23 protein-coding genes are annotated in these 26,462 nt (G+C 67.7%); 8 read left to right on the plus strand and 15 right to left on the minus strand.

What is annotated here, in order from left to right:
• Positions 1-61: 61 nt before the first annotated feature.
• Positions 62-1,489, minus strand: a complete 1,428-nt coding sequence (gene ligM / locus ABD134_RS07630; protein WP_344228319.1) for a vanillate/3-O-methylgallate O-demethylase — start codon at positions 1,487-1,489, stop codon at positions 62-64.
• Between the two features lie 191 nt (positions 1,490-1,680).
• On the opposite strand from ligM, the gene ABD134_RS07635 reads away from it, so the two are divergent.
• On the plus strand, positions 1,681-2,163 hold the full coding sequence (locus ABD134_RS07635) for an acyl-CoA thioesterase (RefSeq protein WP_159553023.1): 483 nt from the start codon (positions 1,681-1,683) through the stop codon (positions 2,161-2,163).
• A 101-nt stretch (positions 2,164-2,264) separates the two neighbouring features.
• Positions 2,265-2,885 carry a MarR family winged helix-turn-helix transcriptional regulator gene (locus ABD134_RS07640; protein ID WP_344228325.1) on the plus strand — a complete coding sequence of 207 codons (621 nt, stop codon included), beginning with the start codon at positions 2,265-2,267 and terminating at the stop codon, positions 2,883-2,885.
• A 39-nt stretch (positions 2,886-2,924) separates the two neighbouring features.
• Here ABD134_RS07640 and ABD134_RS07645 read toward each other — a convergent pair whose 3' ends face one another.
• The 8 genes from ABD134_RS07645 to ABD134_RS07680 are packed head-to-tail and all read right to left on the minus strand — an operon-like array spanning position 2,925 to position 11,754.
• On the minus strand, positions 2,925-4,154 hold the full coding sequence (locus tag ABD134_RS07645) for an MFS transporter (protein ID WP_344228327.1): 1,230 nt from the start codon (positions 4,152-4,154) through the stop codon (positions 2,925-2,927).
• Entirely contained in the window at positions 4,147-5,430 is a 1,284-nt protein-coding gene (locus ABD134_RS07650; RefSeq protein ID WP_344228329.1) for a 2-hydroxyacyl-CoA dehydratase, read from the minus strand. Before ABD134_RS07650 ends, ABD134_RS07645 begins: the two co-directional genes overlap by 8 nt.
• The gene (locus ABD134_RS07655) at positions 5,427-6,596 is read right to left on the minus strand and encodes a 2-hydroxyacyl-CoA dehydratase (protein WP_344228331.1); all 1,170 of its coding nucleotides are present in this window, start codon (positions 6,594-6,596) and stop codon (positions 5,427-5,429) included. Before ABD134_RS07655 ends, ABD134_RS07650 begins: the two co-directional genes overlap by 4 nt.
• The gene (locus ABD134_RS07660; protein WP_344228333.1) at positions 6,593-7,834 is read right to left on the minus strand and encodes a CaiB/BaiF CoA transferase family protein; all 1,242 of its coding nucleotides are present in this window, start codon (positions 7,832-7,834) and stop codon (positions 6,593-6,595) included. The genes ABD134_RS07655 and ABD134_RS07660 overlap by 4 nt, the downstream gene beginning before the upstream one ends.
• Complete coding sequence (locus ABD134_RS07665; protein ID WP_344228335.1) at positions 7,831-8,973, minus strand: CapA family protein; 1,143 nt, start codon at positions 8,971-8,973, stop codon at positions 7,831-7,833. The genes ABD134_RS07660 and ABD134_RS07665 overlap by 4 nt, the downstream gene beginning before the upstream one ends.
• Positions 8,974-8,981: 8 nt before the next feature.
• Complete coding sequence (locus ABD134_RS07670; protein WP_344228336.1) at positions 8,982-9,815, minus strand: amino acid ABC transporter ATP-binding protein; 834 nt, start codon at positions 9,813-9,815, stop codon at positions 8,982-8,984.
• Positions 9,815-10,786, minus strand: coding sequence for an amino acid ABC transporter permease (locus ABD134_RS07675; protein WP_344228338.1), 972 nt, complete (start codon positions 10,784-10,786; stop codon positions 9,815-9,817). The genes ABD134_RS07670 and ABD134_RS07675 overlap by 1 nt, the downstream gene beginning before the upstream one ends.
• A gap of 17 nt (positions 10,787-10,803) precedes the next feature.
• A complete protein-coding gene (locus tag ABD134_RS07680) occupies positions 10,804-11,754 on the minus strand; it encodes a transporter substrate-binding domain-containing protein (protein ID WP_344228340.1) in 951 nt (316 codons plus the stop codon).
• A 233-nt stretch (positions 11,755-11,987) separates the two neighbouring features.
• Here ABD134_RS07680 and ABD134_RS07685 point away from each other — a divergent pair, with 233 nt between their 5' ends.
• Positions 11,988-12,191 (plus strand): hypothetical protein, encoded by a 204-nt coding sequence (locus tag ABD134_RS07685; protein WP_344228342.1) that lies wholly within the window; start codon positions 11,988-11,990, stop codon positions 12,189-12,191.
• Positions 12,192-12,214: 23 nt separating this feature from the next.
• Here the strand turns inward: ABD134_RS07685 and ABD134_RS07690 are convergent, their stop codons facing one another.
• Positions 12,215-13,414, minus strand: coding sequence for a YeiH family protein (locus tag ABD134_RS07690; RefSeq protein WP_344228344.1), 1,200 nt, complete (start codon positions 13,412-13,414; stop codon positions 12,215-12,217).
• A 71-nt stretch (positions 13,415-13,485) separates the two neighbouring features.
• On the opposite strand from ABD134_RS07690, the gene ABD134_RS07695 reads away from it, so the two are divergent.
• Together ABD134_RS07695 and ABD134_RS07700 are read left to right on the plus strand one after the other, a co-directional pair.
• Positions 13,486-14,508, plus strand: coding sequence for a LysR family transcriptional regulator (locus ABD134_RS07695; RefSeq protein ID WP_344228346.1), 1,023 nt, complete (start codon positions 13,486-13,488; stop codon positions 14,506-14,508).
• A 204-nt stretch (positions 14,509-14,712) separates the two neighbouring features.
• Positions 14,713-15,711 (plus strand): MDR family oxidoreductase, encoded by a 999-nt coding sequence (locus ABD134_RS07700; RefSeq protein WP_344228348.1) that lies wholly within the window; start codon positions 14,713-14,715, stop codon positions 15,709-15,711.
• 115 nt (positions 15,712-15,826) lie between these two features.
• On the opposite strand, the gene ABD134_RS07705 is transcribed toward ABD134_RS07700, so the two are convergent.
• A complete protein-coding gene (locus tag ABD134_RS07705; RefSeq protein ID WP_344228350.1) occupies positions 15,827-16,993 on the minus strand; it encodes an epoxide hydrolase family protein in 1,167 nt (388 codons plus the stop codon).
• A gap of 117 nt (positions 16,994-17,110) precedes the next feature.
• Between ABD134_RS07705 and ABD134_RS07710 the strand changes: the two genes are divergently transcribed.
• Positions 17,111-17,467 carry a VOC family protein gene (locus ABD134_RS07710; RefSeq protein ID WP_344228352.1) on the plus strand — a complete coding sequence of 119 codons (357 nt, stop codon included), beginning with the start codon at positions 17,111-17,113 and terminating at the stop codon, positions 17,465-17,467.
• 876 nt (positions 17,468-18,343) lie between these two features.
• Here ABD134_RS07710 and mdlC read toward each other — a convergent pair.
• From mdlC to ABD134_RS07725, 3 genes are all read right to left on the minus strand, one after another.
• Positions 18,344-19,936, minus strand: a complete 1,593-nt coding sequence (mdlC, locus tag ABD134_RS07715; RefSeq protein WP_344228354.1) for a benzoylformate decarboxylase — start codon at positions 19,934-19,936, stop codon at positions 18,344-18,346.
• Between the two features lie 153 nt (positions 19,937-20,089).
• Positions 20,090-21,076 (minus strand): lactate/malate family dehydrogenase, encoded by a 987-nt coding sequence (locus ABD134_RS07720; RefSeq protein ID WP_344228356.1) that lies wholly within the window; start codon positions 21,074-21,076, stop codon positions 20,090-20,092.
• Positions 21,077-21,206: 130 nt separating this feature from the next.
• The gene (locus ABD134_RS07725; protein WP_344228358.1) at positions 21,207-22,583 is read right to left on the minus strand and encodes an MFS transporter; all 1,377 of its coding nucleotides are present in this window, start codon (positions 22,581-22,583) and stop codon (positions 21,207-21,209) included.
• A 195-nt stretch (positions 22,584-22,778) separates the two neighbouring features.
• On the opposite strand from ABD134_RS07725, the gene ABD134_RS07730 reads away from it, so the two are divergent.
• Positions 22,779-23,705, plus strand: a complete 927-nt coding sequence (locus ABD134_RS07730) for a LysR family transcriptional regulator (RefSeq protein ID WP_344228360.1) — start codon at positions 22,779-22,781, stop codon at positions 23,703-23,705.
• An 87-nt stretch (positions 23,706-23,792) separates the two neighbouring features.
• Here the strand turns inward: ABD134_RS07730 and ABD134_RS07735 are convergent, their stop codons facing one another.
• Complete coding sequence (locus tag ABD134_RS07735; protein ID WP_344228362.1) at positions 23,793-25,286, minus strand: aldehyde dehydrogenase family protein; 1,494 nt, start codon at positions 25,284-25,286, stop codon at positions 23,793-23,795.
• Between the two features lie 238 nt (positions 25,287-25,524).
• Here ABD134_RS07735 and ABD134_RS07740 point away from each other — a divergent pair, with 238 nt between their 5' ends.
• Positions 25,525-26,439, plus strand: coding sequence for a ketopantoate reductase family protein (locus tag ABD134_RS07740; RefSeq protein WP_344228364.1), 915 nt, complete (start codon positions 25,525-25,527; stop codon positions 26,437-26,439).
• Positions 26,440-26,462: the final 23 nt, after the last annotated feature.

Raw genomic sequence — 26,462 nt, forward strand, 5'->3', positions numbered from 1 at the left:
GGCGATCCCCAGCGGTGGGGATCGCCCGCGAAGCGGTGTAGGGCCGTTCAGGCTAAGAGCATCAGCCCTTGTAACCGGTGCGCCAGCCGCCCTGGTAGGACTCGCGGGCCACGGCGGAGAACGGAACCGGGGAGACCGTGGCGGAGACCTCGGTCTGGACGTGCGGCTCGACGGTGGTCTTCTTGGTGCCACCGTCCGGCTCGCCCCAGATGACCCTCAGCTCGGCGCCCTCGGGGACGTCCGGGTTGATAGTGGCCAGGGAGAGGGCGCGCTTCTCATTGGCGGAGTAGCCGGTGAACATGGACACGCCGACCACGTTGCCGTCGGCGTCCACCACGGCGTCGTAGTTCGAGGATCCGTAGTTGGCCAGCGGCAGGTCGAAGTACTTGAAGGGGGTGCCCTCCGTGTCGTACAGCGAGGACTGGATGCGCTTGATGTCCTCCGGATCCCAGGCCAGGGTGACCTTCTTGCGCTGGGCGGCCGGATCGATCTTCTCCAGGGCCTCGCGGCCGATGAAGTCGTGGTCGAACTTCACGAAGTTGCCGTAGCCCAGCTCCCACGGGTTGAGGTAGTAGTCCTCGATGTTGTCCGAGACGAAGGAACCGGCCACAGCGTTGTTGGCCTCGTACGAGTCGGCACCCAGCCACTGGCGGTACTCGGCCATCATGCCGTCGCCGGTGTAGATGGCCGGCAGCGGGGAGGGGATCCAGCCCGACTCCAGGGTGTTCGAGGGGTACGCACGCGAACCGACGGCGAGCATGCCGAACTCGGCACCGGCGGCCATGATGACGTCGCGGATGCGGTCGTAGTCGGCGTAGGGGCCCCAGATCTCCAGGCCCGGGGCGCCGGACATGCCGTGACGCAGGGTCCGGACCTGGGTGCCGTCGATGTTCATCCAGGACATGTTGAAGAAGCCCAGCTGCTCCAACGGGCCGCCATGCAGCTTCTCGATGATCTCCCAGGCGCGCGGGCCCTGGATCTGGAAGCGGTAGTACTCGCGGTGCACCGGCTTGCCCATGGGGCGGGACGGCGAACGGCGGTCCTCGACGATCTCGAGGTTCTTGTAGTCACCGCGCTGCGCCTGGAAAAGCATCCAGTTGGTGACGGGGGCGCGGCCCACGTACACGTACTCCTCCTCTTCCTGGCGGAACAGGATGCCGTCACCGATCACGTGGCCGGCCGGCGTGGTGGGCACGTACTGCTTGGCCTTGTTCACGGGGAACTTGGCCACGGAGTTGATGGCGGTGTCCGAGATCAGCTTGATCGCGTCCGGGCCGCGCAGGATCAGGTTGTCCATGTGGTGCGACTGGTCGAACAGCACCGCGGACTCGCGCCAGGCGCGCTGCTCCGAGCGCCAGTTGGAGAACTCGGGGGCGACGACGGGGTAGATGTAGGCGCCGATCTGCGAGTTGCGCAGGTGGTCAACCACATTGCCGGACGCGTCCAGCACGTCCTGCAGGGACTTGGTGTTTGCAACGGTTTCGGTCATCGAAACGGTCCTTTCTGGGTTTACTGCTGGGGCGACCGCGCGGACGGGGGTGATCCGCACCACACGAGGTTCACCTCACACAATATACCTATGATGATAGGTATGTCGAGGCCCTCTTCGCGTTCTCCCTCCGCATCTTTCGCCCACCCCCGCTTCGGGCGCAACACCTGGGCCCGGGCTACGCTCGGACCATGAGCGAAGAACCGACCGACCGCACCGCCGCCCTGCCCACGATCGGCCTGGACGGACCTATCGATCCGGCCACGGACGGCGTCAGCTTCCACACGCGCAAGTGGGTCAAGCCCGAGGATCTCAACGCCAACGGCACCCTCTTCGGAGGCTCCCTCCTGCGCTGGATCGACGAGCAGGCCGCGATCTACGCCATCATCCAGCTCGGCAACCACCGCAGTGTGACCAAGCTGATCTCCGAGATCAACTTCGTCTCCTCCGCCGAGCAGGGGGACATGATCGAGATGGGCTTGAAGGCCACGCACTTCGGCCGCACCTCCCTGACCATGCGCGCCGAGGTCCGCAACATGATCACCCGCCAGGTCATCCTCACCATCGAGAAGATCGTCTTCGTCTCCCTCGGCCCGGACGGGAAGCCGGTACCGCACGGCTACACGGACATCACCTACCACCGGGACCGCCTTCCGGTACAGAACCGCAGTTGATCCCGCACCACACCCCCGTGCCCGACGCCGGCCCTCGCCCTCCGGCGCCCCTCGCCGGGTCGACGGCGGAGAATCACAAGCGACTTGATATCCTCGAAAAGGTGACTGTGATCGAACGAGACCCGCGGGGCGCCCCGGCCACCGACCGGCTGAACTACACCGCCTACCGGCTGAGCCGGGCTCTGGACCGGTTCACCGAGAACTTGGCCCTGGCCCACGGGGTCACGCTGTCACAGTTCCTGATCCTCCAGGTGCTGGGCGAGGGGCTGCCCCTCTCCAACGCCCAGCTGGGACGGCGCACCTTCGTCAGCGCTCAGGCCGCCCACCTGGTGGCGAACGAGCTGATCGACCTCGGACTGGTGGAACGCGGCAACCATCCGACGAACAGGCGGGTGCGGCTGGTCAAGCTGACCGAGAGCGGCTGGGACCTGGTGCAACGCTCTGGACAGGAGCTGCAGCGCCACGAGCGGCGGCTCACTGCGGCCATGGGCGAAGACCTCGGCAACTCGATCGTCGAGGTCCTGGACCACGCGGCCCGCGAGCTCGCCGGCGGATACTTCGGGGATGACGAGGCCGAGGCGGACGCCATCTCCCGCCGGCAGATCACCAGCCGCCCCCGGCATGTCCCCTCGCGTCTGGCCGCGAACCGGCTGCGTTCCGCCGGCAAGGACGCCCAGGCCTCCAAGGACCCGAGCGACATCACGGACGACTCCGCCCACTAGTCGCTGGACCGACCGATGGTCCCCGCTGCGGCAACGGCATCAGGAGCGCGCCGGTGCCGTCCGGACCAGGACCAGCACGGTGCAGGCCAGGGCGCTCGCCGCGGCCACCGCCAGGGACACCCGCCCGGAGCTCGCGTCGATCAGCCAGCCCATGAGCAGGGCACCGAACGGCACCATCCCGTAGCTGCCGAGGGTCATCCAGGACATCATGCGCCCGATGAACCGGGGATCCACGGATTCCTGTGCCGCGGCGTTGACGATCCCCTGGTAGTAGCCGACGCCCAGCCCCAGCAGTGGGGCGGCGCACAGGAAGAGCACCAGGGTGGGGGCGGCCGCGTTCAGGCCCAGCACCACCCCGAACACCGCCGTCGCCGGGACCATGGCCCGGACGGAGACCTTGCGGTGCCGGGCCGCCAGGATCCCTCCCAGCACGGCGCCCACGGCATTCAGCGTGTGCACGGCGCCGACAGCACTGGCGTCACCGCCGTAACTCAGGTCCACCGTGGAGGTCAGCACCAGCCCGAAGTTCATGGCCAGCAGGGACACCACCACGTTCACCACCAGTAGCGTGTTCACGTCCCGGCCGCGCCGGAACGGGACCCGGCCGCGTGGGCGGACTCCGCCGTCGCGCTGGTCCCGGTGGTGCAGTTCGGTCGGACGGATCATCCACCGGGAGCCGAAGACCACGAGGTAGGCGCCGGCGTTGATGAGGATGCACACGGCCGCGCCGAATCCCTGGAAGGCCAGGCCCGCGAGAGCCGGGCCGACGGAGCGGGCGGCCGCCAGGGCGATCGTGCTGATCGAAGCGGCACTGGACAGGCTCCCCGGGCCCACGAGTTCGAAGATGATCGCCTGCGCCGCAACGCGTTCGAAGGCCTGGACGGAGCCGAGGACGCCGACCAGCCCGTAGATCAGCCACAGGTCCGGATCCTCGCTCACCACCAGGGCCAGGGCGGCGGTGACCACGGCGGAGAGCAGCGAGGTCACCAGCAGCACGGTCCGCGGTGCCACCCGGTCCACCAGCCGGCCAGCGGCCAGCCCCAGCACGAAGATGGGCAGGAACTGCGCGATCGTGATGCCGCTCAGGGCCTGGGCACTGCCCGTGGCATTGAGGACAACCAGTTGCAGTGCCAGGTTCTGGAACCAGACTCCTGTGTTGGAGATGACCTGGCCGATGAAGTACAGCGAGAAGTTCCGCTGCCGGAACGGGCCGGCCGGTCCCGAGTCCTCGTCCGCGCCGGATTCATCCGGTTCATCCGGTTCAGACACGGTGCCGGATGAACTCGGCTATCCGCTCGGGGATCCGTGCGGCCGAACTCGACCGCTGGTCCGCGTTGTTGGCCCGGATCTCGAGCACGGGGATTCCTTCGGCCTCCAGTGCCTCGGTGATGAATCCGCTGCCCGGGGTGTCGTCGGCCACCAGGTGCACCACCCCGTCCACCCCGTGGGTCAGGGCCTCCTTGACGTACCACTGGGAGGACCATGGCGGGACGTAGAGCTGGTCGGTGATCCCCACGAATCGCGCGGCCAGTGCGCGCACGGGGTCATCGCCGTACCGGAGGTAACCGTCCGCGGCGATCGCCAGGTACATGGACCACACGAACACCGCCCCGAACTCCTCCTGGAACCGGGTGTACAGGCCCAAGTCGGACCACAGCCCCCGGCCGACCCACATCAGCCGCTTCCGCTCCCCCGGGCACACGGCGACCCGCTGGTCCACGCGCTCGGTGGTCTCCTCGTAGAGGCTCCGCGCCGCGTCCACTCCCCACTGCGTGCCGCGCTGCCACTGCGGCGCCATCACGGCGGGCATGGTGTCATTGACGAGCACCGGGGTGGGCCGGGTGGTGGCGATCAGGTCCCGGGTGCGCCGGTTCCACTCGGCCTGCTCGTTGCCCAGGGCCATGATCTCGGCCAGGCGGTCATAGTCCATGGTCCGCCCGGTCCGCTCCTCGAGCCAGGCGATCAGGTCCTGGATCTCCCCCTGGAGCAGGTCCAGCCGTTCCGTGCCGAAGGCCTGCTCCCACTGATGCGGCACCAGCTCCCACCACCGGTCCGGCACCGGGTCCGCACCGGTGCGGGACAGCAGGAAGGTCTCGGTTCCCGGGCGGTTGCCCCACTGCTCGAAGATCTTGGCCGTGACGTCCCCACTGCGTTCGGCCACCGCGAAGCGGGGGACCGGCAGCCCACCCCACGGCCGGTCCTCGTCCGGCAGGTCCTGCTCCCCCAGCGGCATGGCGTCGTACTGCAGGCTGAAGTCCGGCAGCCCGCCCGCGGCCAGCCGCTCCATGGAAGCCGGCCCGGCCTGCTTCGCCGCGATGATCGAGGACCACCACTGCGTGACCACGTAGGGAATGTCCAGGGCGCGGAAGACCTCGTGCGGGGCGTCCGCGTTGACGAGCGCGATCGGCTCACCGGCGGCCGCGCGGCGGCGCACCGTCTGGAACCACTCCTTCTGATGGCGGGTGGCGGCCGCGGCCGAGCGGAGCCGCTGCCCCGCGGGGGCCTGTGGCGTTCGCGGCTGGGCCGGTGTTCGCGGCTGGGTCACAGCACGTCCTTCCTGTTCACGTAGTGGCTCAACGTGCGGATGACCCCGGCGGTCGCGTCGTGGACACCGTCAGCGGGCACCCGGAGGTGCTCGGCCAGCCAGAGGTCGCGGCGGGCCAGAGCGGGGCGGTGATCCGCCAGATCCCAAGCGGGGCCGTCGTCCAGGTCTCGCACCAGCGCCACCACCCCCACGGCACCGCAGCGGTCCGACTCAGTCAGCAGGTGGCCGGTCCGCTCGGAGGACAGGGACCGGGCTGCCGCCGGGGGGCGGGTTGCATGCCGCCGGGCGAGGAGGTCACAGGTCTCCTCGAGGGTGGCGGCGGTGACGGCGTCACCGATCCAGGCGGCATCGCCGGCGTCGTGGTCCTCGCCCACCACGACGGCCCCGGCCGCCTCGAGCCGCTCATACACGGTGGCGTCCGGATGCGAGCTGCCGGTCAGGTACACCGGCGTTCCCGCGCAGGCTGAATCGGCGGACGCGTCCGGCTCCACCGGCTCGGCGGTGATCCGCACCAGGTCCGCGATCCGCTCCAGGGCATCCTCGGGAGGCAGCTGGGCCGCGGCCCGGTAGACCATCAGCGCCGTGGTACCGGAGAGAACCCGTTCACGACGCCGGCCCCGCACTGCCTCGAGCGCCTCGCCCAGCGCCGCTTCGCGCGCCGCGGCATCGGCCAACGACGTCGCGTCGGCCTGCTGGCCGGTGACCCCGGAGGCGAAGGCCGCCAGTCGCTGGTACTGGTGGGACACGAAACGCCGCCGGTGATCGCCGCCGCCGCGGGGCGCATCCAGGAAGTGGACCGGGAACGGCACCCGGCCGCGCTCGGCCAGGATGCGCAGGACGTAGTACACGCGCAGGTCTGCCATGGAGTCGTTGCAGACCACCAGTCCGGATAGCCCATCATGGGCACCGGAGAGGATCTCGTCGAGCACCCGGGCCGCCACGGCATCGGTGGCCCCGAGCAGCTCGGTGGCCTCCTGGGAGACCGCCCCGGTCCACGAGCCGAGGATCCGCACCGGCACGGCCCCGCAGGCCAGGACGATCTGCCGCGGCACGTCCGCCCCGACCACACCCACCCTCGGCTCGGTCTCGAGCCCGCCGCCGGAACGCGGCCTCGGTGCCGGCGTGAGGGCCGGTCCCGGCACCACCGGTGTCCCGCTGGTGCTCACAGCACTCCCGCGGCGCGCAGATCCTCGATCCGGCCGGCGTCGTAGCCCAGGGCCTCCAGGACCGCGTCGGTGTGCTCGCCCAGATGGGGGGCCGGCACGTCCAGGGTGGTCTGGCTGGCGGAGAAGACCACGGGCAGTCCGGAGCCGTAGAGCCCGTCGAAGTGCCCGAACTTCGGGTGGACGAGCGGGACCACCTCGCCGCGCTGGACCACCTGCGGATCCCGGACGGCCTCGGCGGTCGAGCGCACCGGGGCGGCCGGCGCTCCCTCACGGGTCAGGGCCTGCAGCACCTCATCCAGCGGCTTCTCGGCGGCCCAGCCGGCGATCAGTCCGTGCAGGCGGTCGGCATTGGCCACGCGGGCGTCCCGGGTGGCGAAGTCCTCGGCGTCCAACAGATCCGGCCGGTCAATGGCGCGGAGCACCCCGGAGGCGAACTGGTCGGTGGGTGCGCAGATCGCGAAATAGCCATCTTCAGCACGGAACGTCCCGAACGGGGCCAGCCGGGGCACATAGGCGCCGGTGCGCAGCGGGAAGCCCACCGACTCCAGGGCGTCGAAGGGCTCGCAGGCCACCATGGAGGTCAGCGCCCCCAGCATGGAGACGTCCACGTGCTGGCCCTCGCCGGTGTGCTCGGCCTGCAGCGCGGCGGCCAGGGTGCCGATCACCGCGAAGAGCGGTGCGGACAGGTCTCCGATCGGCAGTCCGAAGCGCACCGGGGGCTGCCCCGGCTCTCCGGCGGTCATCATCACGCCGCTGAGGGCCTGGACGATCGTGTCCATGGCCTTGCGGTCCCCGTTGTCCGGGCCGGCACCGAAACCGCTGATCGAGGTGTAGACCAGCTTCTCGTTCAGGTGGCGCACGGAGGCGTAGTCGATCCCGAGCCGCTTGGTCACCCCGGCGCTGTAGTTCTCCACCAGGATGTCCGCCTCACCGATGAGGTCGAACAGCACCTGGCGGCTCTCCGGGTGCTTCAGGTTCAGCGTGATCGATTCCTTGCCCCGGCCGCGGAGCATCATCGAGACGGACATGTCGTCATCCGAGGTCCGGCGCAGGCTCAGCCCGTCCTCGGTGACGTAGGGAGAGTTGTTGCGGGAGGAGTCCCCACCCCGGGCGGGGTTCTCCACCTTGATCACCCGGGCGCCGAGACCGGCCAGCAGCAGGGTGGCATAGGGGCCCGCCAGGGCGGTGGTCAGGTCGATGACGGTCTTGCCCTTGAGCGGTGCGGTCACGGTGTTCATCGGGGATGGTCCTCCAGTTGTACGGTCAGTCGGTCTCCGCTCCAGGCCAGGACGGTGTCCAGACCGGCTTCGCGGGTGATCTCTTGCAGGTAGCGGCCCACGTCCTCGCCGCCACCGGCGCGGGGCACGGGAACGGGCCGGGCGTCGTCGTCGATCCAGCACGGGATGACCTCTGCGCCGACCTCGCCCTCAGCACCCAGGGTGATGACGGCGATCGCCGTGTTCCGGCTCTCGGGGTGGAAGGGGTACTCCGGCATGGCTGGGTCCGGTGAGAACCCGAACAGCCGGATCCGCTCCCGGGCCCAGGCTCTGCGCTCGGGTGAGTCCCCGGGCTGGCCGCCCAGGGCGTGCGTCACCGTGGCGAGGTTGCCCAGGCCGTGGAAGATGGGCCTGCCACGGTAGGCCTCTACGCCCTTGAGGATGTGGGCGTGGTGGGCGATCACGGCCACCGCCCCGGCGTCGATCGCCGCGTGGGCGATCTCGTACTGGTATTGCGCGATGTCCACGGGCTGGTGGACCAGCCCCTGGTGCAGGGCGACGATCACGTCCGCACCGTCCGCCACCTGGGCCGCGACCCGGCCCGAGAAGGCCGCCAAGGACCGCGGCTCGGCGAACGTGTAGGTCCGCGGCGGGCCTCCGGGATTGGCGCCCCGGGGTTCGTAGTGCGTGATGACCTCAACCCAGGCGCAGCCGGCCTTGCTGCTCCCGGCCCAGGACTCCCGAGGACCCACGCAATTGACGCTGAGCACCGTAATCTGCCGACCCTGGTGCCCGACGACGGCCGGTTGCCAGGCCTCCTCCAGGTCGCCGCCGGCACCGGTGGTCAGCATGCCCCGGTCCCTGCAGTGCCGCCGGGTGTCCTCGATCCCCTCGCCGCCGAAGTCATAGACGTGGTTGCCGGCCAGGGTGAGGACATCGAAGCCCGCACCGGCCACGGCGTCCAGCGCGGACGGGGGCGCGGGCAGGGCGGGCACGTCCGAGGACATCGTGGCGGTGGCGTCGGTGTGCGGCACCTCGAGCTGGCCGATGACCACATCGGCCTCCGCCAGGACCGGAGCCACGGCGGCCAAGAGCGAGGTGGCGTCCTCGCGTTCCAGGACGAGGTCCCCGGTGGCCATGACGATGGTCTTCGGTGCCATGCCCGTCGTCAACCCTGCCGCTCGTCGTTGGCCCGCATCGAGCGGGCCAGGAAGGAGCGCAGGCGGTCCGTCTCCGGGGCACGGAAGAACTCGTCCGCGGGTCGGTCCTCGATGACCCGGCCTTCGGCCATGAACACGCACCGGTCCGCGACCTCGCGGGCGAACTCCATCTCGTGGGTGACCACGACCATGGTCCGGCCGGAGGCGGCCAGGGCCTTCATGGTCTGCAGCACCTCGTCGATGAGTTCCGGGTCCAGGGCGCTGGTCGGCTCGTCGAACAGCAGCACCCGTGGCTCCACGGCCACTGCCCGGGCGATGGCCACGCGTTGCTGCTGGCCGCCGGAGAGCTGCCGCGGGTATGCGTCCGCCTTGTCCGAGAGGCCCACCTTCTCCAGCAGGCCCCGAGCAGCCTCCTTGGCCTGGGCCGAGGGGACCCCGTGGACCGCGATGGGGGCCTCGGTGACGTTGCGCAGCACCGTCCAGTGCGGGAACAGGTTGAACTGCTGGAACACCATGCTCATCCGGCGGCGCTGGGCGCGGACCCCAGCATCGGTCAGCGGGCGCAGGGTGCGGCCCTGCTCGAAGCCGAGCAGATCCCCGTCCAGGTACATGGCACCGCCGTCGATCGTCTCGAGCTGGTCGATGCACCGAACGAGGGTGGACTTGCCGGAGCCGGAGGGTCCGAGGATGGCCACCACCTCGCCCTCGTTGACGGTCAGGTCGATGCCGTCCAGGGCCGTGTGGTCGCCGAACTGCTTGCGCAGGCCCACCACCTCGAGCACCGGGGTGGCGAGTGCCGCTCCCGCCGCGCCGCGCGCGGTGCCGGTCTGGGATCCGTTCATCACTGGTTCTCCTTGGTCCGGTTGTCGATCGGGGTACCGGCCAGGCCGGCGTCGGGAACCGGCTGGGCAGCGGTGCCCGCGGCCGTGCGCCCGGTGGCCTTGGGGGCCGTGCGGGTGGCACCGCGGCTGTAGTGGGCCTCGACCTTGCCCTGGATGACCGTGAGGACGGAGACCGCGATGAGGTACCAGATCACCGCCACGATCAGCATGGGCACCACGTCATAGGTGCGGTTGTAGATGACCTGGACGGCATGCAGGAGATCGCCCATCGCGATGACGCTGACGAGGGAGGTGCCCTTGAGAGTCGCGATGACCTGGGAGCCGGTCGGCGGGATGATGACCCGCATGGCCTGTGGCAGCACGATCCGGCTGAAGGAGTGCCACCGGCTGAAGCCCATGGCCGCCGAGGCGTCATGTTGGCCCTGGTCCACCGAGAGGATGCCCGCCCGGATGATCTCCGCCATGTAGGCCGCCTCGTGCAGGGACAGGCCGATGATGGCCGCGGTCAACGGCGTGATGAGATCGTTCGTAGACCAGCTGAAGAACTCTGGCCCGAACGGCACGCCCACGGAGATCCGCGGGAGTAGGTAGGCGAGGTTGAACCAGAAGATCAGCTGAACCAGTGGTGGGACCCCGCGGAAGAAGCCGACGAAGGCCTTGCACGCCAACCGTGCGGGCCAGTAGTCGCTGAGCTGTCCGGCAGCGAGCACCACGCCGAGGGAGGTGCCCAGCACCATGGCGACCGCCATCAGCAGGATGCTGGTGAGCAGGCCGAGCAGGACGCTCGGGTTGAAGAGGTACTCGGCGACGATCGGCCACTCGAACCGTTCGTTGGTGACGAGGAAGGACAGGATGCCGAAGGCCATGAGGGCCAGCACCACGGTGCCCAGGATCCGCAGGGGCCTGATCCGGGGACGGGCGTCGGCTACATCGACGGCATCGGTTCGCACGGGGGGTGCGGCAGTGGTCATGGGCATCTCCGAGACGGTCATTCGCCGGATGATTCACCGGACGTCTGGCCGGTCATCGGGTTGAGGGTGGGGGCGTCGACCTTGACATCGTCCAGGTCCCAGTCGGCCATGATGCGGTCGTACTCACCGTTCTCGAAGATGCCTTCGAAGGCGGCCAGCATGGCCTCGGAGAGTTCATTGTCCTTGGGCATGAACATGGCGAGCTGGTCGACGCCGGCGCCCTGCTCCTCGGACTGGGCGATGAACTCGAACACGCCCTCGTCCTGGTTCTGGATGTCGATGGCTGCGGTTTGGGTGGTCCCGGCGTAGTCGGCGCGGTCCGACCGGACGGCGAGAATCGTGGAGTTGGTGTCCTCCAGCCCGAGGAACTCGGGGGCCTCCAGGCCTTCACCCGCGCACCACTCGGTGTAGCGCTCCAGCTGGCTCTCGGTGACGGAGCCCGTGACGCCGGCGACGCGGGCGCCGCAGAGGTCTTCCGGTGCGCCCAGGTCGTCCTGCCGTTCGCTCAGGTAGAGGTAGGACGTCCGGGTGGTCATCCAGACCACGGCGTCGAAGTCCTCCTCCCGCTCCGCGGTGGTGCGCACCGGCCCGTTGAAGGCGTCATAGCGGCCGGACAGCATGCCGGTCAGCATGGCGTCCAGCCCGGACGTGGTCTGAATGGTGAACGGGACGCCCAGCTGCTCGGCGAGGGCTTCCTGGATGTCCGGGTCAATGCCGGTGATCTCGCCACCCTCCTGCAGAGTGCGGTACGGCGGATGGGTGTCACCGGCGATGGTGATGCCCCCGGCAGACTTGATGTCCTCCGGCAGCAGGTCATACGCCGGAGCCTCGGTGTTGACCTCACCGGAGGCAGTGGACGCGGACCCCTCACCGGAGGACTCCACGCCGGCATCCGACGAGGAACAGGAGGCGAGGGCGAGCACGGTCAGGCCAGCGAGGGCTGCGGTGCCGAGACGGCTGTACTTCATGGCGATCTCCCAGATAAGTGAGGTGCATCACGGACGGAATGTCTGTAGAGAATATCATGTCGCTTGATATTCGTCAGCCCCTCTGGGGCAGACGCTGGCGGGCGCGCTCACCGCACAGCGGCGCCGAGGACTTGATCAACGATGTGGATCGTCAATCAAATGGCCGGGCGGCGATGAACCCGTGCACGGCGGAGCCGGGAGACCGATGATGGGAACAGGCGAAAGGAGACGTCGTGGGCGATCCGAGAACTGGCCCCGAGACCAGCAACACCACGCACACCGCCACTGCCGAGGCCACGAGCACCCACGCTGAGGTGGCCGACCAGCTCATGGCGGAGGCCACGAAGGCCCAGGCCCGGCATGATCAGGATGATGCCCGCGCGGACGACTGGGGCAAGGCCTCCTTCCCTGCCTCCGATCCGCCGCAGAACTACTGAGCCACCGGGGCCCGACGCCGGTGCTACAGCCCCAGCGCGGCGATGCCTCCCAGCGAGATCCCGAGGATCACCACCGTGGAGAGCAGGCCGAGCAGCACCGGCCGGTAACCGACCCGGACAAGGCTCTTCAGATGGACCCCGAGTCCCAGGGCGAACATCGCCGCCGAGAGCAGCAGCGTCTGCAGGATCTGGACCACGTCCAGGACAGCCTCGGGCAGGACCCCGGTGGTCCGCAGGATCATGGCCGCCACGAAACCGAGGACGAACAGCGGGACGATCGGTGGACGCTTCGCCGTCTGCTTCGCTGCCCGGGAGGAGGCAGCGGGACCAACTACGGGGCCTACGGTGGAACCAGTGCCGGAGCCGCCGTCCATGCCGAGCCCGCCAGCCGTGACCGCCCGGCGCTGCTGCCGCCGCAGGTGGATGGACACCCCGGCCGCCATCGGTGCCAGCATCAGCACGCGGGCGAGCTTCACCGTCACGGCAACGGCGAGCGCACCACCACCCACCGCCCCACCGGCGGCCACCACCTGAGCAACCTCATGGGTGGAGGCCCCGATCCAGATCCCGAGCGTCTCCGCCGGCAGGCCCAGCAGCCCGCCGACGAACGGCACCAGCGGGATCATGAACGTCCCGAACAGCACCACCAGCGCGATGGCGGTGGCAACCTCCTCCTCCTTGGCCTTGGTCACCCCGTCCATGCCGGCCACCGCCGCCGCGCCACAGATGGAGAAGCCGGAGGCGATCAGCAACCGCTGGGCCGGACTGATCCCCAGCCGGGCACCAATCCACAGTGTCCCGAAGAACGTCACCGCAACGGACGCCACCACCACGGCCAGCACCCCGAAGCCCAGGTCCAGCACCGAGGTCAGGGACACCTGCAACCCGAGCAGCACGATTCCCGTGCGCAGCAGCTTCTTGGCCGCGATAGCCACCCCTGGCGCGAGCACCGCCGGCACGGGGGCCAGGTTCCGCCACAACGCCCCGGCCGGAATCGCCACGAGCAGCGGGCTGATGCTGCCCGGCAGTAGCTGAACCAGCCCCCAGGCGAGTCCCGCCCCGGTGAGACAGACGGCGAGGCCGGGCAGGGCCGGCGTCGGGAACCAGCGGAAGCCCCGCCGTGTCTCCTGCCGATCCACGGGGGCCGAACCGCGCTCGCCGCCGTCCCCAGGGGTCGGCGAGGGTGCTACGGAGCGGTTTCGGATGCTGTCAGCTAAGGGCATCCTTCGACGATTCCAGCACCGGCGGACCGCCAGTAGCCCCCGCCTGACCAACGCGGTCATATGATGCTGATATGTCCACAGCAGCAGAGGATGACCCACAGCAGAGCCGCCTGCCTGGCCCGCAGCACGCCCAGCAGCATGCCCCGTCACATGCTCCGTCCCACGCCCCGCACATCGACTCGTGGCTGAACCTGACCATGCTGCGCCTGCTGGTGGGAGTTGCCGATCACGGGAGCCTGAGCTCGTCGGCGCGGGCGGCCGGGATTGCGCAGTCCAACGCCTCCCGATCCCTCCGGACGCTCGAGCGGCGATTGGGATACACGCTGCTGCGCCGGTCCACCCGCGGCTCGACGCTGACCCAGGAGGGCGTGCTGACCGTCGAGTGGGCGCGCGAGGTGCTGGACGGCGTGGACCGACTGTCCGCGGGGGCCGATGCCCTGGCGCACCGGGGGCAGGAGGAGTTGGCGATCGGGGCGAGCATGACCATCGCGGAGCACCTGCTGCCGGGATGGATCGGGGCCTTCAGGGCGCGGCGGCCGGGCGTGGCCACCCAGTTGCGCGTGATGAACTCGGCCCACGTCATCGAGGCGGTGACGGCAGGGACGGTGGCACTGGGCTTCGTGGAGACTCCCGACCTGCCGGCGAACCTGCGCGCGGTCACGGTCTTCACGGACCAGCTGGTCGTCGTCGCCGCTCCGGGGCAGGCGTGGGCCCGCCGCACCGAGCCGCTGGACCCGGACGAACTGGCCACCACCGCCCTGGTCGAGCGGGAGGAGGGGTCCGGAACCCGCGCGTTCCTCGACCGCCTCGTGGACGACCACCGCCCCGCCCCGCTCGTGGAGCTCAACAGCAATTCGGCGATCTGCCAGGCCGTCGTGGAGGGCATCGGCCCCGCCGTCCTGTCCCGCCTCGCAGTGGAGGGCTACCTGCGTTCCGGCCAGCTCGCCGAGATCCCGACGCGTGGGCCACGACTCGATCGCATGCTCCAAGCCGTCTGGCGGGGTCGACTGCCCGACAGCGGCACGGCAGCCGAGTTCCTCGAGGTCGCCCGGGGCGGTGGATGCGGAGGCTCCCCTGTGCAAGATTCCCGGTGATCCAACGCTGCGGCTTGAGCCCTGGCGTTGACCTACTTCTCGCACGATTCCCGGTGATCCTGACTCTTCCCGGTCATCATGACCGGGACTAATCAGGATCGGCGGGAAAACTGCCCTGGGCCCATGGCGCCCGGCAGTGCTCCTCCGTACCGTGAGTGGAGAAGAGCCACCGGTATCGAACGAAAACCGAACGAAGGAGGACGCATGCGCGCAGTGATTGTGGCAGCCAAGGGCGCCGAGGCCGAGGTGAGAGAGGTGATGGAGGACGAATTGCTGGTCGGCGTCGGCGAATCCGGAACCGTGGAACTGGACGTGCTCTATTCCAGTTACAACTACAAGGACGGCATGGCCATCAACGGTGGCGGCAGGGGCATCCTGCAGAGCTTCCCGATCATCCCGGGGATTGACATCGTGGGCACGGTGACCCGTTCTGAGGACCCGAAGTGGTCAGCCGGAGACACCGTGGTGCTCAACGGGGACGGCATCGGAGAGTCCCTCCATGGCGGCTTCGCCACCCGCGCCAGGGTTCGGCCGGATGCCCTCGTGGAACTTCCCGAGGCGCTGAGCCCGGAGCGCGCCGCGGCCCTCGGCACGGCCGGATTCACCGCGATGATCTCCGTCCTGCAGCTGGAGGACGCTGGGGTGACCACGGAATCCGGTGATGTGCTGGTGACCGGTGCCGCAGGCGGGGTCGGCTCCGTGGCGGTGTCCCTGCTGGCCGGCCGCGGCTACCGCGTGGTGGCCTCCACCGGACGCGTCGAGGAGGAGGGCGACTACCTCCGCGGCCTCGGCGCCGCCGACCTGATCGACCGCCACGATCTCTCCGATGAGCTGGGCAAGCCCTTGCAGTCCGAGAGGTGGGCCGGGGCCATCGACGTCGCCGGCAGCACCACCCTGGCCAACATCCTCGCGCAGATGCGGTACGGCGGCACCGTCTCGGCGTGCGGCCTCGCCCAGGGCATGGACCTCCCCACCTCTGTCACACCGTTCATCCTGCGCGGCGTCACGCTCACGGGCGCGAACTCCGTCAATGCCCCGCGGACACTGCGGCAGCGGGCCTGGGACGCACTGGCCGCGGAGCTGGACCTGGAGAAGCTGGATGAGATGACCACGACGATCGGGCTGGCGGACACCATCCCCTACGCCGAGTTGATCCTGGCCGGACGCACGCGCGGGCGCACCATCGTCGACGTCAACCGCTAGGCCGGACCACGACGGCGGCGCGGTCCAGCAGACGAGCCCGGCGCACCCCGCGCTCCGGGCCCGGCCTCGGCGACCGGAACCACGCCGCGGGGGCGCGGAGTAAGGCTCACCACCGTCACCGGAGGTCGCGGAAGAACGCGGTGATCTCCTCCGCCAGGGCCTCGGGCTGCTCGAGTGCCGCGAAGTGCCCGCCACGGTCCATCTGCGTCCAGCGGCGAATGTCCGTGAAATGCCGGGCGGCCAGGCTGCGCGGCGGCACCCGGATCTCGGCGGGGAATGCTGCATAGCCGGTGGGCACGTCCACGGTGGCACCGCCGGAGAAGGGCCCGATGCCCTGGACCTGCGCGTGGTACGGCCAGAACGAGGAGGCGACGGCTCCGGTGAACCAGTACAGGGCGATGTCCGCAAGCATCCGATCCCGGCCCACCGCCTCGAACACGTCACCGCTGTGGTCTGTCCACGCGTGGAACTTCTCGCTGATCCACGCCGCCAGTCCGGCCGGGCTGTCCATCAGGGCAGCCGCGAGAGTCTGGGGCTTGGTGCCCTGGATCTGCGTGTAGGCGCCCTCCTGCCGACGCCATTCCGCCTGCTCCTCCAGGTAGCGCCGCTCGTCCTCCGTGGCATGTCCGGCGGGAACCGTGCCGGGCAGCCCGATCAGGAAGTTCAGGTGGATACCCGTGATGCGTTCCGGGTGGCGGACGGCCAGGTTGGTGGAGACATGTGCACCCCAGTCTCCGCCCTGAGCCGCGAACGCGCGGTAGCCGAGAACCTCCGTCATCAGCTCAGCGAAGAGATCGGCCATCTCCGGCACTCCGAGCCGAGGCTGCCCCGGCCGGAAGGAGAGCCCGTAGCCCGGCAGGGAGGGCGCCACCACGGTGAACGCATCGGCCGGGTCTCCACCGAAGCGGGCCGGGTCGGTCAGCCGCGGGATGAGGTCCAGGAACTCGAACACCGAGCCGGGCCATCCGTGGCTGAGCAGCAAAGGCATCGGCGCCGGCCCCTGCCCCTGGACGTGAAGGAAATGGAGCGGGATCCCGCGCACCTCGCTGCGGAACTGCGGGAAGGAGTTCAGCTCGGCCTCCTGGGCCCGCCAGTCGAACCCGTCCCGCCAGTAGCCGACCAACTCGGCCAGCCAGCCGACGTCGGTCCCGTGGGCCCACGCGTCACCCGGCGCCGGGTCCGGCAGCCGCGTGTGGGCCAACCGCCGGTTCAGGTCCTCGAGGGCGGACGCGGGGATGTGCAGCTCAAAGGGCGTGGGCTGGCGAGGGTCGACCGTTGTCATGGCCCTATTGTGGACCACGCCACACCCGGCCGCGACAACCTCGGATGGACGGACGCGGGAGACGGACAGAGCACCGGATCATCGACGCCGGCCCGCCAGCCTCCTTAAGATGGACCGATGGCACCCACCCACCACACCATCGACTACGTTGAGCTCGCCGCCCCGGACCTGGAGACGGCCAAGGCCTTCTACGGCGAGGCCTTCGGCTGGGCCTTCAACGACTACGGCCCTGACTACGCAGGCATCCAGGCGACCAAGGGTGACGGTGAGGTCGGCGGCCTGAACCCCCACGCGGCCGCCGGATCCGGGATGCCGCTGGTCATCATCTACTCGGACGACCTCGACGCGACCGTGGAGGCCGTGCGGTCGGCCGGCGGGCAGATCACCGAGGGCCCCTACGAGTTTCCCGGCGGCCGGCGATTCCATTTCACCGATCCCGGCGGCAATGAACTGGCGGCCTGGTCCACGTCCTGACGCGGCGAGGTCCGCACCCGCAATGCTGGCCCGCACCACGGATGGACGGGGCGAGCCCCTTCAGGGCGGCACGGGGCGTTCCACCCCGGCCCTGAACCCGCGGTTCCTCGGAGAGCTGCCCGCCATCTTGGGCACGGACGTCGCCCAGTTCGCCCGGTTGGCCTGCTCTTCTGGGCGACGGCGGCCATCGAGGTGGCTACAGCCCTCGCCATTGCTTTGATCGTGCCCGCGGCCCGTCCCGTTGATGGCGACGATCCCCACGCGGCCCGCACTGCGGGCGGACCCCGGCCGGAAAGCCCTGTCAGCAAGCCAGCCGGCTTCGACGCAGTCTGGGCGGTCGGCCTTGTTTGAACCGGCTGGACACGGCCTCGTTGATCTCGCGATCCCGGGCCTGATGCGGGAGCACCACCGCACCTGAGTCAGGGCACTCCAATGGCCGAAACCGTTTCTGACTAGGGGTCTTGCCATAGCTACGGTTTTCAGCGATGAACTAGCATGGGAAGACAACGTTCCGGTGCGTCCCAATGGAACGATGCCCCCCACTCGAAAACTCCACTGCGCGCCCTCTGAGGGACCCACCCTGACTGACACCTGTTTCTCAGGATGTAGATGAGTTGAGAACTCACGGATACTGCCGCGACAGCGTGACAACTCAATTGGCGCCAAATGGAGACCGCCGAGGCCACCTCCAATAAGAATCCAACAACGCCTCTGTTCCCTCGGTCGCGCCAGTCACGCCCGCCTCCTCTCGAAACCGGCCGGACCGTCACACACCTTCTCCTTTCAGCCCCTCATGGCCGGCAGACATGGTTGAGGCGGCTTGCCAGGAGTTAGTATGCGCTGGTATTTTCTGTGCCCCGCTCCTCTAGTTGTGTATCACACCACTCTGGCGTCGATGAGGACGGGGCCTTCTGCCTGTAGCGCCTGGCGATAGGTGGCCATGAATTCCTCGCGGGTGGTGGTGCGGCTGGCGTTCACCCCGTATCCCTGCGCCAGGGCGACGAAGTCGATTTCGCCCAGCGTCAGCCCCGGCACGTCGGGCACGCCCATGCGCCGAGCGAAGCCCGCCAGCGCTCCGTATCCGGAGTTGTTGACGATCACGAACACGGTGCGCGTGCCGCGCTGGGCGGCCGTGTACAGGGCAGTGATCCCGTAGTTGGCCGATCCGTCCCCGACGGTGGCCACGACGGTGGACTCCGGGGAGGCCAGAGCGATCCCGACGGCTGCTGGCAGGCCGAAGCCCAATCCTCCGGAGGCTGGGAAATGATACCGGCCGGGTTGGTCGATCGCGATCCGCTCGAGGTACTCCAAGTCCAGGGTGGTGGTCTCATTGACGTAGACGACCCCGTCATGGACGTGCTGGTTCAGCACTTCCAGGATCTCCGTACCGGTCATACCCTCCGTGGAGGTCCTGGCCGCGGGCAGCTCGCGTTTCGGACGCCGGGACCCGCGGTCCCGCACCTTATTGGCCAGCACCGTGATAGCGGCGGCGACGTCAGCGATGACTGCCCGGCCGAACGGCGCCCGGGTAGCCTCAGAGGGGTCCTGGGTCACGTGCCACACCGACGTGCCGGCGTCGAGGTAGTCCCCCGGTTCCCACCGGTGGTAGCGGAACACGGGTGCACCGAGGACGAACACGGCGTCGTGTCCGGACAGTTGGCGGCGCACGGAATCGATTCCCGGGACCATGACGCCGGCGAAGTTGGGGTGGGTGGTGGGGAACGGACCGCGGGGCGGCGACGGCGCGACGTACACGGCGGCATCGGCGTGCTCGGCCAGGCGGACCACGGAGTCGAGGACCGCCGGATCTGCCACGGCTGCCGCGTCGATCTGGGGACCGAGTACCAAAGCAGGATTCTGCGCGCCGTCGATAGCTGCGATCAGCTCCTCGGCCAGATGCTCGGGCAAAGCCCCCGCGGTGCTCACAGAGCGATGGCTCAGCAGGGCGTCGTCGGACAGGGCTGGCTCCGCCCAGTCATCCAGTGGGACCGAGACGTAGACGGGGCCCTGGGGGTGGGTGGTGGCCTCGAGAACGGCCTGGGAGAGGGTACGGGGCACATCGGCGGCGGCCAGCGGTTCGTGGGCGTACTTGGTCAGCGGTGAGGTCAGCATTCCGGCGTCCACGTTGGCCAGCATCGCCTGCTGCCCGACTGTGCGGCGGACCTGCTGACCAGCCAACAACACCAGCGGTATGTGGGCATACCGAGCGTTGGTCAACGCGCCCATGGCGTTGCCAGTCCCTGAGGCGGCGTGCAGGTTCACCAGCACGGGTCGGCCGGTGGCGCGGGCGTAGCCCTCGGCCATGCCGACCACGACCTGCTCGTGCAGACCCAGGACGAAGTCGAAGTCGGGCCCGAGTCCTGCTAGAAAAGGCAGCTCGTTGGAGCCTGGATTGCCAAAGATCGTGGTCATCCCGTGGGCTCGCAACAGATCTGCGGATGCTTCCAGGACCGTCTGTTTCTCTGCCATGATTTGATTCCCTTCAGTAGTGCGATTCGAGAGTGAAGCCTTCACTGTGTCCGATGTCCCAGCCACCGGGAGAGAGAGACGAAGAGAGCGGTTTGGCCCGTGACCGGCTCGCTCTCTGTTGTTTCAATCGGGGCGGTCTAGAGGGTTTCCTGATCACGCCAAGGCGTCTACCTCAGCTTGAACGCGCCGGGCTGCGGCGAGCAGCTCCAGAGCCTCAGTTGGTTCAGCGGCCGGCGGGAGGACGTCGATGCGGTCCTCGGTTCGCCGAACCTCTAGGGCTATGAAGGAGCCCGGATAATCGTCTAGGTGTTCGGTACTGGCGGTGGTGACGACGGGTCGGCCGGCCTGCAGTTCCTGCAGTAGGTACCGCACCCCCACGCCGGTGGCCCAACCGGAACTGCGGCCCGGTTCCAAGTCGGACCAACGACGGAACCAACCGTGGACATCCGCCAGAACGTCATCCCGCTGGGAAGCGCTGAGGGCCACAGGTTGCCCGTCCAGCGTGAGACTGGAAAAGAGGGGGACCTGGCCGTTGCCGTGCTCGCCCATGACCTTGCCCTCGATGCGTTCGGTGTCGACTCCGAGGACCCGGGCCACTGCCAAGCAGAATCGAGCGGAGTCGTTGAGGGAGTAGCCCAGAATCCGGTGAGCGTGCAGTGAGCTGTTCCGGGACAACCATCCAGCCAGGATGTCGACCGGGTTCGAGAGGAGCAGGACAAGGCCACCGGGTCCGGCGAGGGATTCGATCTGCGGCCGCAACAGGCCCAGCAGCTCGGTATTGGCGTCAAGAAAATCATTGCGGTCGCCGTCGGGCACCTCTGGCTTGGAGGCGGCCACCACGACGACATCAACCGGACCGTCCGCCGGCGCTCCGTTGACGACCCGGGGCGCTGGGACATGGGCGACGACTTGAGCGTCCGTGATGTCGATGGCATGGCTGGCCACGAGGTTCTCGCGAACGTCCACCAAAAACAGTTCACGCCCTAGCCCGGCCAGGGCGATGTGGGCGGCCACGGACGATCCTACGGTACCGGCGGCACCGATAATCGCGATCCGGCGAGGCCAGTCAGCCCCAGCTTCACTTGTCTCACGGCCAAGGTCGGCGACCAAAGTCGGAGGAGGCGGCTGAAAACTCTTCATCGCGGTTGATGCCTTTCTCTCTCGCGCCCGCGAATCTCCGGGCGTCAATGCACTTCTTCGATGCCTCGGTCTTTCGTGGTGATCCAGGCGGCTCGGGATGTCCGTGCCACGGCGAGGCGGGTCCGCGCGGCTAGTCTCGACCAGCGGGTACGGCGTCGCCTGCGGCGCGGGTTTGGGCGCCCGCCGAGTCTTGCAGATGCCTCTGGCCGGCTGCGCTGCGCGACATGCGCACAAAGGCGATCGCCACGGCGGCGATCACGCCGGGTACGGCAACGGCCAGGAAATTTTGCTGGAACGGGAGGGCCAGCCCCAGGAGTGCGCCCCCCAGCACGGGACCACTGATGGCACCGATCCGGCCGACCCCTGCGGCCCAGCCAACCCCGGTCGAGCGGACCAGCGAGGGGTAATACTCCACGGCAAGGGCGTGGATGATTGCCATGGTTCCGATTGTCGTTGCGCCGGCCACGACGAGCAGCAGGTTCAGGACGAGGGCGTTCGGGCTGAAGCCCAGGGCCGTCAGAGACAGAGCCGCCAGGACAAAGTAACTGAGAATGATCTTCTTGATCCCCAGTCGGTCGGCGAGCCAACCAGCGGTTATCGCTCCGGTTAGGCCTCCCACGTTGAGGATGACCAAGTTGAACAGCCCCGAGCCCAAGGGGTAGTCGGCCGACATCATCAAGGTGGGCAGCCAGGTATTCAAACCATAGGTAAGCAGCATGGTCATGGAGAAAACCACCCAGATAAGAACAGTGTTGACGGCGTTGCCGTGGCGGAAGATCTCAGCGATGGGCGCTTTCGGGGCCCCGACCGACTCCACGGCAACGACCGTCGAGGAGTCTACCTGCGGGGCGATGCGGGACACGACGTTTTCGAACTCCGCTCGGCGGTGGGGCTGCCGGCTCAGAAACTCCGGTGATTCGGGAAGGCGCTTCAGCATCACTGGAACCAGCAGGATGAACGCGGTAGCCAAAAGGAAGACACTCCGCCAGCCGAAGGCAGGGATCATGACGATTGCCAACAGCGCAGCCATGATGCCGCCTGCCGAATACAGGCCGGCGACCAGGCAGACAAGGAACGCTTTGGATCGCCGGGGCGCGTACTCACCGACCAGAGAGATGAAGTTGGGAGCTAGAGCGCCGATGGAGATGCCCACGATCGTTCTGCTGATGCCGAGAGTAATCACGCCCACAGACAGAGCACACCCGAGCGATGCCACCGCTGAGGCGACGAGGGAGGCAATGATGATGGGACGCCGGCCATAGCGGTCCGCGAGAGGGGCGATGACCATCCCACCGATGAGCATCCCCACCAATGCGACAGAGCCCAGCACCCCCGCCTCGATCAGGGTGAGTTGCCAGTCCTCCCGAAGCACGGCGACGACTGAGCCGTAGGAGACCATGTCGTAGCCGTCCACGATCATCAGCAGCGAACACAGCAGGACAACGCGCCAATGGAACGACGTCATCTTTGACTCGTTGACGAGCTTGTCAATCGGAATCGCGGTCATGGCCATCCTTGAGGGTCGGAGATTGATCTGAAGCAACGCTAGTGAACCGAATCACATAGGTCCAATGAATAGCCTCAATTGCGTCTATTGAAATAATCTATTATGGTGGTGTTGTCTGAAGTGCGAGCCTTCCGACGCCTCAAGAACGCTGTACGAGCCACGCCATCGCTGCAGGAAAGGTCGCGAGATACCGCCATGGGCCACTTTGAGCTTTCCCTGATCCCCACGTTTATCGCCATCTATGAAACCGGGAGCCTCACTCGCGCGGCTGAGACCCTCGCCATCTCGCAACCGTCCGTGAGCTACACACTGGCCAAGCTGCGCAAGCAGCTCTCGGATCCGCTATTCGTCCGGACTGCCGAGGGAATGCAACCGACGCGACGAGCCATAGAACTGTTCGCCGTGTTCAAGGCGGTCGCGAACGACGTCGAGGATGTCGTCCAGAAGGGACGCGAATTCGACGCGCGGACGTCGAATCACACGTTCAGGTTGTGCCTTTCAGACCTCGGCGAACTCGCCTTCCTGCCAGCGGTGACGGAACGGCTGGCCGTGGAGGCGCCCCAAGTGCTGTTAGAGGTGGTGCCGATGCAGATCGACCATGTCGCCGAGTGGCTAGAACTAGGCACTGTCGATGCGGCCATCGCTAGCGTGGAGCTCCCCGGGCACGCTCGCCAGGAGATCCTGGACCAGGAGCGGTATGTCTGCGTCATCCCGCAAGGACTGGACGCGGATAACCCAGCTGCTCCCGAAGGCGGGCGCCTGTCCGTTGAGCAGTTCGGCGCTTTGAGGCACGTGGTCATTGATAGAGCCATGGGGCACTCCCAGGCCGATGCAGCGCTGGCCACTCTTGGCGTAGGGCGCGACGTCAGGTTGAGGCTGCCACATTTTGCCAGCGTGCCGGCCGCCCTGACGAGCAGCGACCTGGCCGTCATCGTCCCGCTGCGGGTAGCGCAGATCTTCCAGCGCCTCTGGCCGGTCACCGTCCGGGAACTTCCCGTGGAGATCCCCAGTTTCGATGTTCGACTCTACTGGAAAGACGCGGAAACCCGGTCGACGCCAGCGGAGTGGTTCCTCGACTTCCTCAGGCGCGTCCTAGCCGAAGCCGGCACTGGCAATCCCTGACTGGGCCGCCAACACAGCGTTGGCCGCCGGCCCCACCTTGCGCCAGAGCGGAGGAGGGCCGGCAGCCGGATCGTACCGAGAGTCCGATTAGAAGGGATACTCGCGCGGAGTGTGCTGAACGCTGATCCAGTGCTCGGTGGTGAACTCGTCGATGGCCCAGTCACCGTTGAACCGGCCCAGCCCCGAGTTCTTCTCCCCACCGAAGGCCACGTGGCTCTCATCATTGACCGGGATGTCATTGACATGAGTCATGCCGGCTCGAATGCCCTTGGCAAAGCTGATACCCCGATGGAGGTCGCCAGTGAACACGGCGCTGGAGAGCCCAAACGGCGTGTTGTTCGCGGCCTGGAGAGCTTCGGCCTCGTCGGCCACTCGGATGATCCCTACCAACGGACCGAAGATCTCCTCACGGGCGATCTCCATCTCCTCGGTCACATCAGCGAACACGTGAGGAGGCACTACCTGTCCCTGCACCTGCCCCTCCAGCATGACGCGCGCACCTTCGTGCCGGGCGCGAGCCACCTTTTCGAGAAGTCCGTCAAGTTGGGAGCGATTAATGACGGGACCGACGACAGTCGCCGGATCCGCCGGATCTCCGCACGGGAGAGTACGGACATGGGCCACGAATTTGGCCACAAACTCGTCATAGACGCCATCCTCGACGATGATGCGGTTCACAGCCATGCAGATCTGCCCCTGGTGCAGGAACTTCCCCATGGCCGCGGCGCGGACCGCCTGATCCAGGTCCGCATCCGCGAGGACGACGAACGGGCTGTTGCCGCCAAGCTCGAGGGCAACATGCTTGAGGTGTCTGCCGCCGGCGGCGATCTTGCCGACGTTCTGACCTACCGGAGTGGACCCGGTGAAGGAGATCAGCGAAGGAACCTCGTGTTCGACAAAGGCGTCGCCGATCTCACTGCCGGCACCGACCACCACGTTAAGCAGTCCGGCCGGCAGGCCCGCCTCTTCGAAGATCTTGGCGATGAGCAGCCCGCCGGTGACGGCCGTATCGCTCGCCGGCTTCAGCACCACGGCATTGCCCAGTGCCAGGGCTGGGGCAACCGAGCGCTGCGAGAGATGCAACGGGAAGTTCCAGGGGCTGATGACGCCGACGACGCCCAGCGGTCCACGGTAGACGTAGTTATCCTTGCCCGGAATGTTGGACTCGTGAATGCGACCATGGGAGCGGGCCGGAAAAGACGCGGACTCCATGGTGATAGCCCGAGCGGCAGAGGCCTCGATGTTGGCCTTAAGGACGGTGCTACCAGACTCCTTGACGAGCCAATCGATGATCTCTTCCCGACGCGCGTCCATGATCTGTGCCGCACGAAGCATCACGGCCTGGCGGGCCGCCGGGGTCGCAGCAGCCCATGACCCTTGGGCCTCAGCCGCAGCCCGGTAGGCGTCGTCCAAGTCGGCAACCGAGGCCTGCTGGATCTCACCCAATGTTTCCTGGGTATAGGGATTGGCAACCGTCAGCGTCTTCTCGGATTGCCCCCGACGCCAGGCGCCTCCGATGAATTGATGCTCGGGCGTCCAGGTAGTCCACGTCGAAGTGTCATTCTCAATAAGGGTGGTCATGATGCTCCTCTCAGCATGTGAGCCACGCTACGTTCAGGCGCAGAATCAGGCAAATAGATGTCATTGAGCACCAAAACAAAGAACCTCTATTTTGCTCGAGGGCTTGGGGAACACGATTCAGGCGGGACCATATGCGTTTCCTATCGGCCGAGAAGAAGATTTCTATTGGTGCGCAGACTCGCAGGATCCTAGGCTGACCGGGATTTCTGCCACTCTCTACCGCCAAGGACTCCACCACATGAAAACAGCGATCGTCGGTTCCGGGGCCATGGGCCAGCTTTTCGGGGCCCGCCTCCTGTGGGCCGGTGAGGACGTCGTCTTCGTAGACACGAATCCCACGACCTTGCACGCGCTCAACGAGCGGGGCATCACGCTCACCACGGACCAGGGCCGCCAGCACACTCCGGCCACTGCGGCACCTGCTTCGGAGCTGGAAGGAGCCTTCGACCTGATCATCATCTTCACCAAGGGATTCCACACTCGCGCTGCCGTCAAATCGGTAGCCCATCTCATCGGCCCGGATAGCGTCGGACTCACCCTCCAGAACGGGCTCGGAAACGCCGAAGTACTCCAGGAGTACTTCACCCAGGACAGGACCCTGCTGGGAATGACGGACTTTCCCGCGGATATGCCAGAACCCGGGACCATCACCAGCGCGAGCAAAGGCAAGGTGTTGCTGGGTGGGCTGACTGAGGGTGCAGTGGCGCAGACCGTTGCGACTGTGCTCGACCGGGCTGGGTTGAATGCGTTCGCCGCCTCGGACATTCGGATCCCCGTTTGGGAGAAGGTCGCTTTCAACGCAGCCCTGAACACCATCAGCGCCGTCACCGGCCTGACGGTCGGGCAGATCGGAGATGAGCCCCATGCGCGCGGCCTCGCTGCAGCGGTCCTGGACGAAACGATGGCCGTAGCGGCCGCCCAGGACATCTCCCTCTCCCGGGAGCGGGTCGAGACCACCTTGTCCGAGGCCTTCGCCCATCACACGCACCACAAGACGTCGATGCTGATGGACCGGGAAGCGCACCGGCGGACCGAGGTGGAGTCGATCGGCGGTGCAGTCGTCGACCTTGGAACCCGGAGCGGCGTGGCAACCCCAGTACTGAACACCCTGTGCGAACTAGTGCGCGCCTTGGAGCCCTCCCCCACGGAATAGAGAGCCGGTCCGCCGCCAACAGT

This window comes from Citricoccus alkalitolerans (assembly GCF_039528175.1).
Classification (GTDB): domain Bacteria; phylum Actinomycetota; class Actinomycetes; order Actinomycetales; family Micrococcaceae; genus Citricoccus; species Citricoccus alkalitolerans.

What these genes read in the sequence shown, in the direction of transcription:
- ligM (WP_344228319.1), bottom strand. Translation starts at nt 1,489, where the DNA reads ATGACCGAAACCGTTGCAAACACCAAGTCCCTGCAGGACGTGCTGGAC.
- ABD134_RS07635 (WP_159553023.1), top strand. Translation starts at nt 1,681, where the DNA reads ATGAGCGAAGAACCGACCGACCGCACCGCCGCCCTGCCCACGATCGGC.
- ABD134_RS07660 (WP_344228333.1), bottom strand. Translation starts at nt 7,834, where the DNA reads ATGAACACCGTGACCGCACCGCTCAAGGGCAAGACCGTCATCGACCTG.
- ABD134_RS07665 (WP_344228335.1), bottom strand. Translation starts at nt 8,973, where the DNA reads ATGGCACCGAAGACCATCGTCATGGCCACCGGGGACCTCGTCCTGGAA.
- ABD134_RS07670 (WP_344228336.1), bottom strand. Translation starts at nt 9,815, where the DNA reads ATGAACGGATCCCAGACCGGCACCGCGCGCGGCGCGGCGGGAGCGGCA.
- ABD134_RS07675 (WP_344228338.1), bottom strand. Translation starts at nt 10,786, where the DNA reads ATGACCACTGCCGCACCCCCCGTGCGAACCGATGCCGTCGATGTAGCC.
- ABD134_RS07680 (WP_344228340.1), bottom strand. Translation starts at nt 11,754, where the DNA reads ATGAAGTACAGCCGTCTCGGCACCGCAGCCCTCGCTGGCCTGACCGTG.
- ABD134_RS07690 (WP_344228344.1), bottom strand. Translation starts at nt 13,414, where the DNA reads ATGCCCTTAGCTGACAGCATCCGAAACCGCTCCGTAGCACCCTCGCCG.
- ABD134_RS07695 (WP_344228346.1), top strand. Translation starts at nt 13,486, where the DNA reads ATGTCCACAGCAGCAGAGGATGACCCACAGCAGAGCCGCCTGCCTGGC.
- ABD134_RS07700 (WP_344228348.1), top strand. Translation starts at nt 14,713, where the DNA reads ATGCGCGCAGTGATTGTGGCAGCCAAGGGCGCCGAGGCCGAGGTGAGA.
- ABD134_RS07705 (WP_344228350.1), bottom strand. Translation starts at nt 16,993, where the DNA reads ATGACAACGGTCGACCCTCGCCAGCCCACGCCCTTTGAGCTGCACATC.
- ABD134_RS07710 (WP_344228352.1), top strand. Translation starts at nt 17,111, where the DNA reads ATGGCACCCACCCACCACACCATCGACTACGTTGAGCTCGCCGCCCCG.
- mdlC (WP_344228354.1), bottom strand. Translation starts at nt 19,936, where the DNA reads ATGGCAGAGAAACAGACGGTCCTGGAAGCATCCGCAGATCTGTTGCGA.
- ABD134_RS07720 (WP_344228356.1), bottom strand. Translation starts at nt 21,076, where the DNA reads ATGAAGAGTTTTCAGCCGCCTCCTCCGACTTTGGTCGCCGACCTTGGC.
- ABD134_RS07725 (WP_344228358.1), bottom strand. Translation starts at nt 22,583, where the DNA reads ATGACCGCGATTCCGATTGACAAGCTCGTCAACGAGTCAAAGATGACG.
- ABD134_RS07730 (WP_344228360.1), top strand. Translation starts at nt 22,779, where the DNA reads ATGGGCCACTTTGAGCTTTCCCTGATCCCCACGTTTATCGCCATCTAT.
- ABD134_RS07735 (WP_344228362.1), bottom strand. Translation starts at nt 25,286, where the DNA reads ATGACCACCCTTATTGAGAATGACACTTCGACGTGGACTACCTGGACG.
- ABD134_RS07740 (WP_344228364.1), top strand. Translation starts at nt 25,525, where the DNA reads ATGAAAACAGCGATCGTCGGTTCCGGGGCCATGGGCCAGCTTTTCGGG.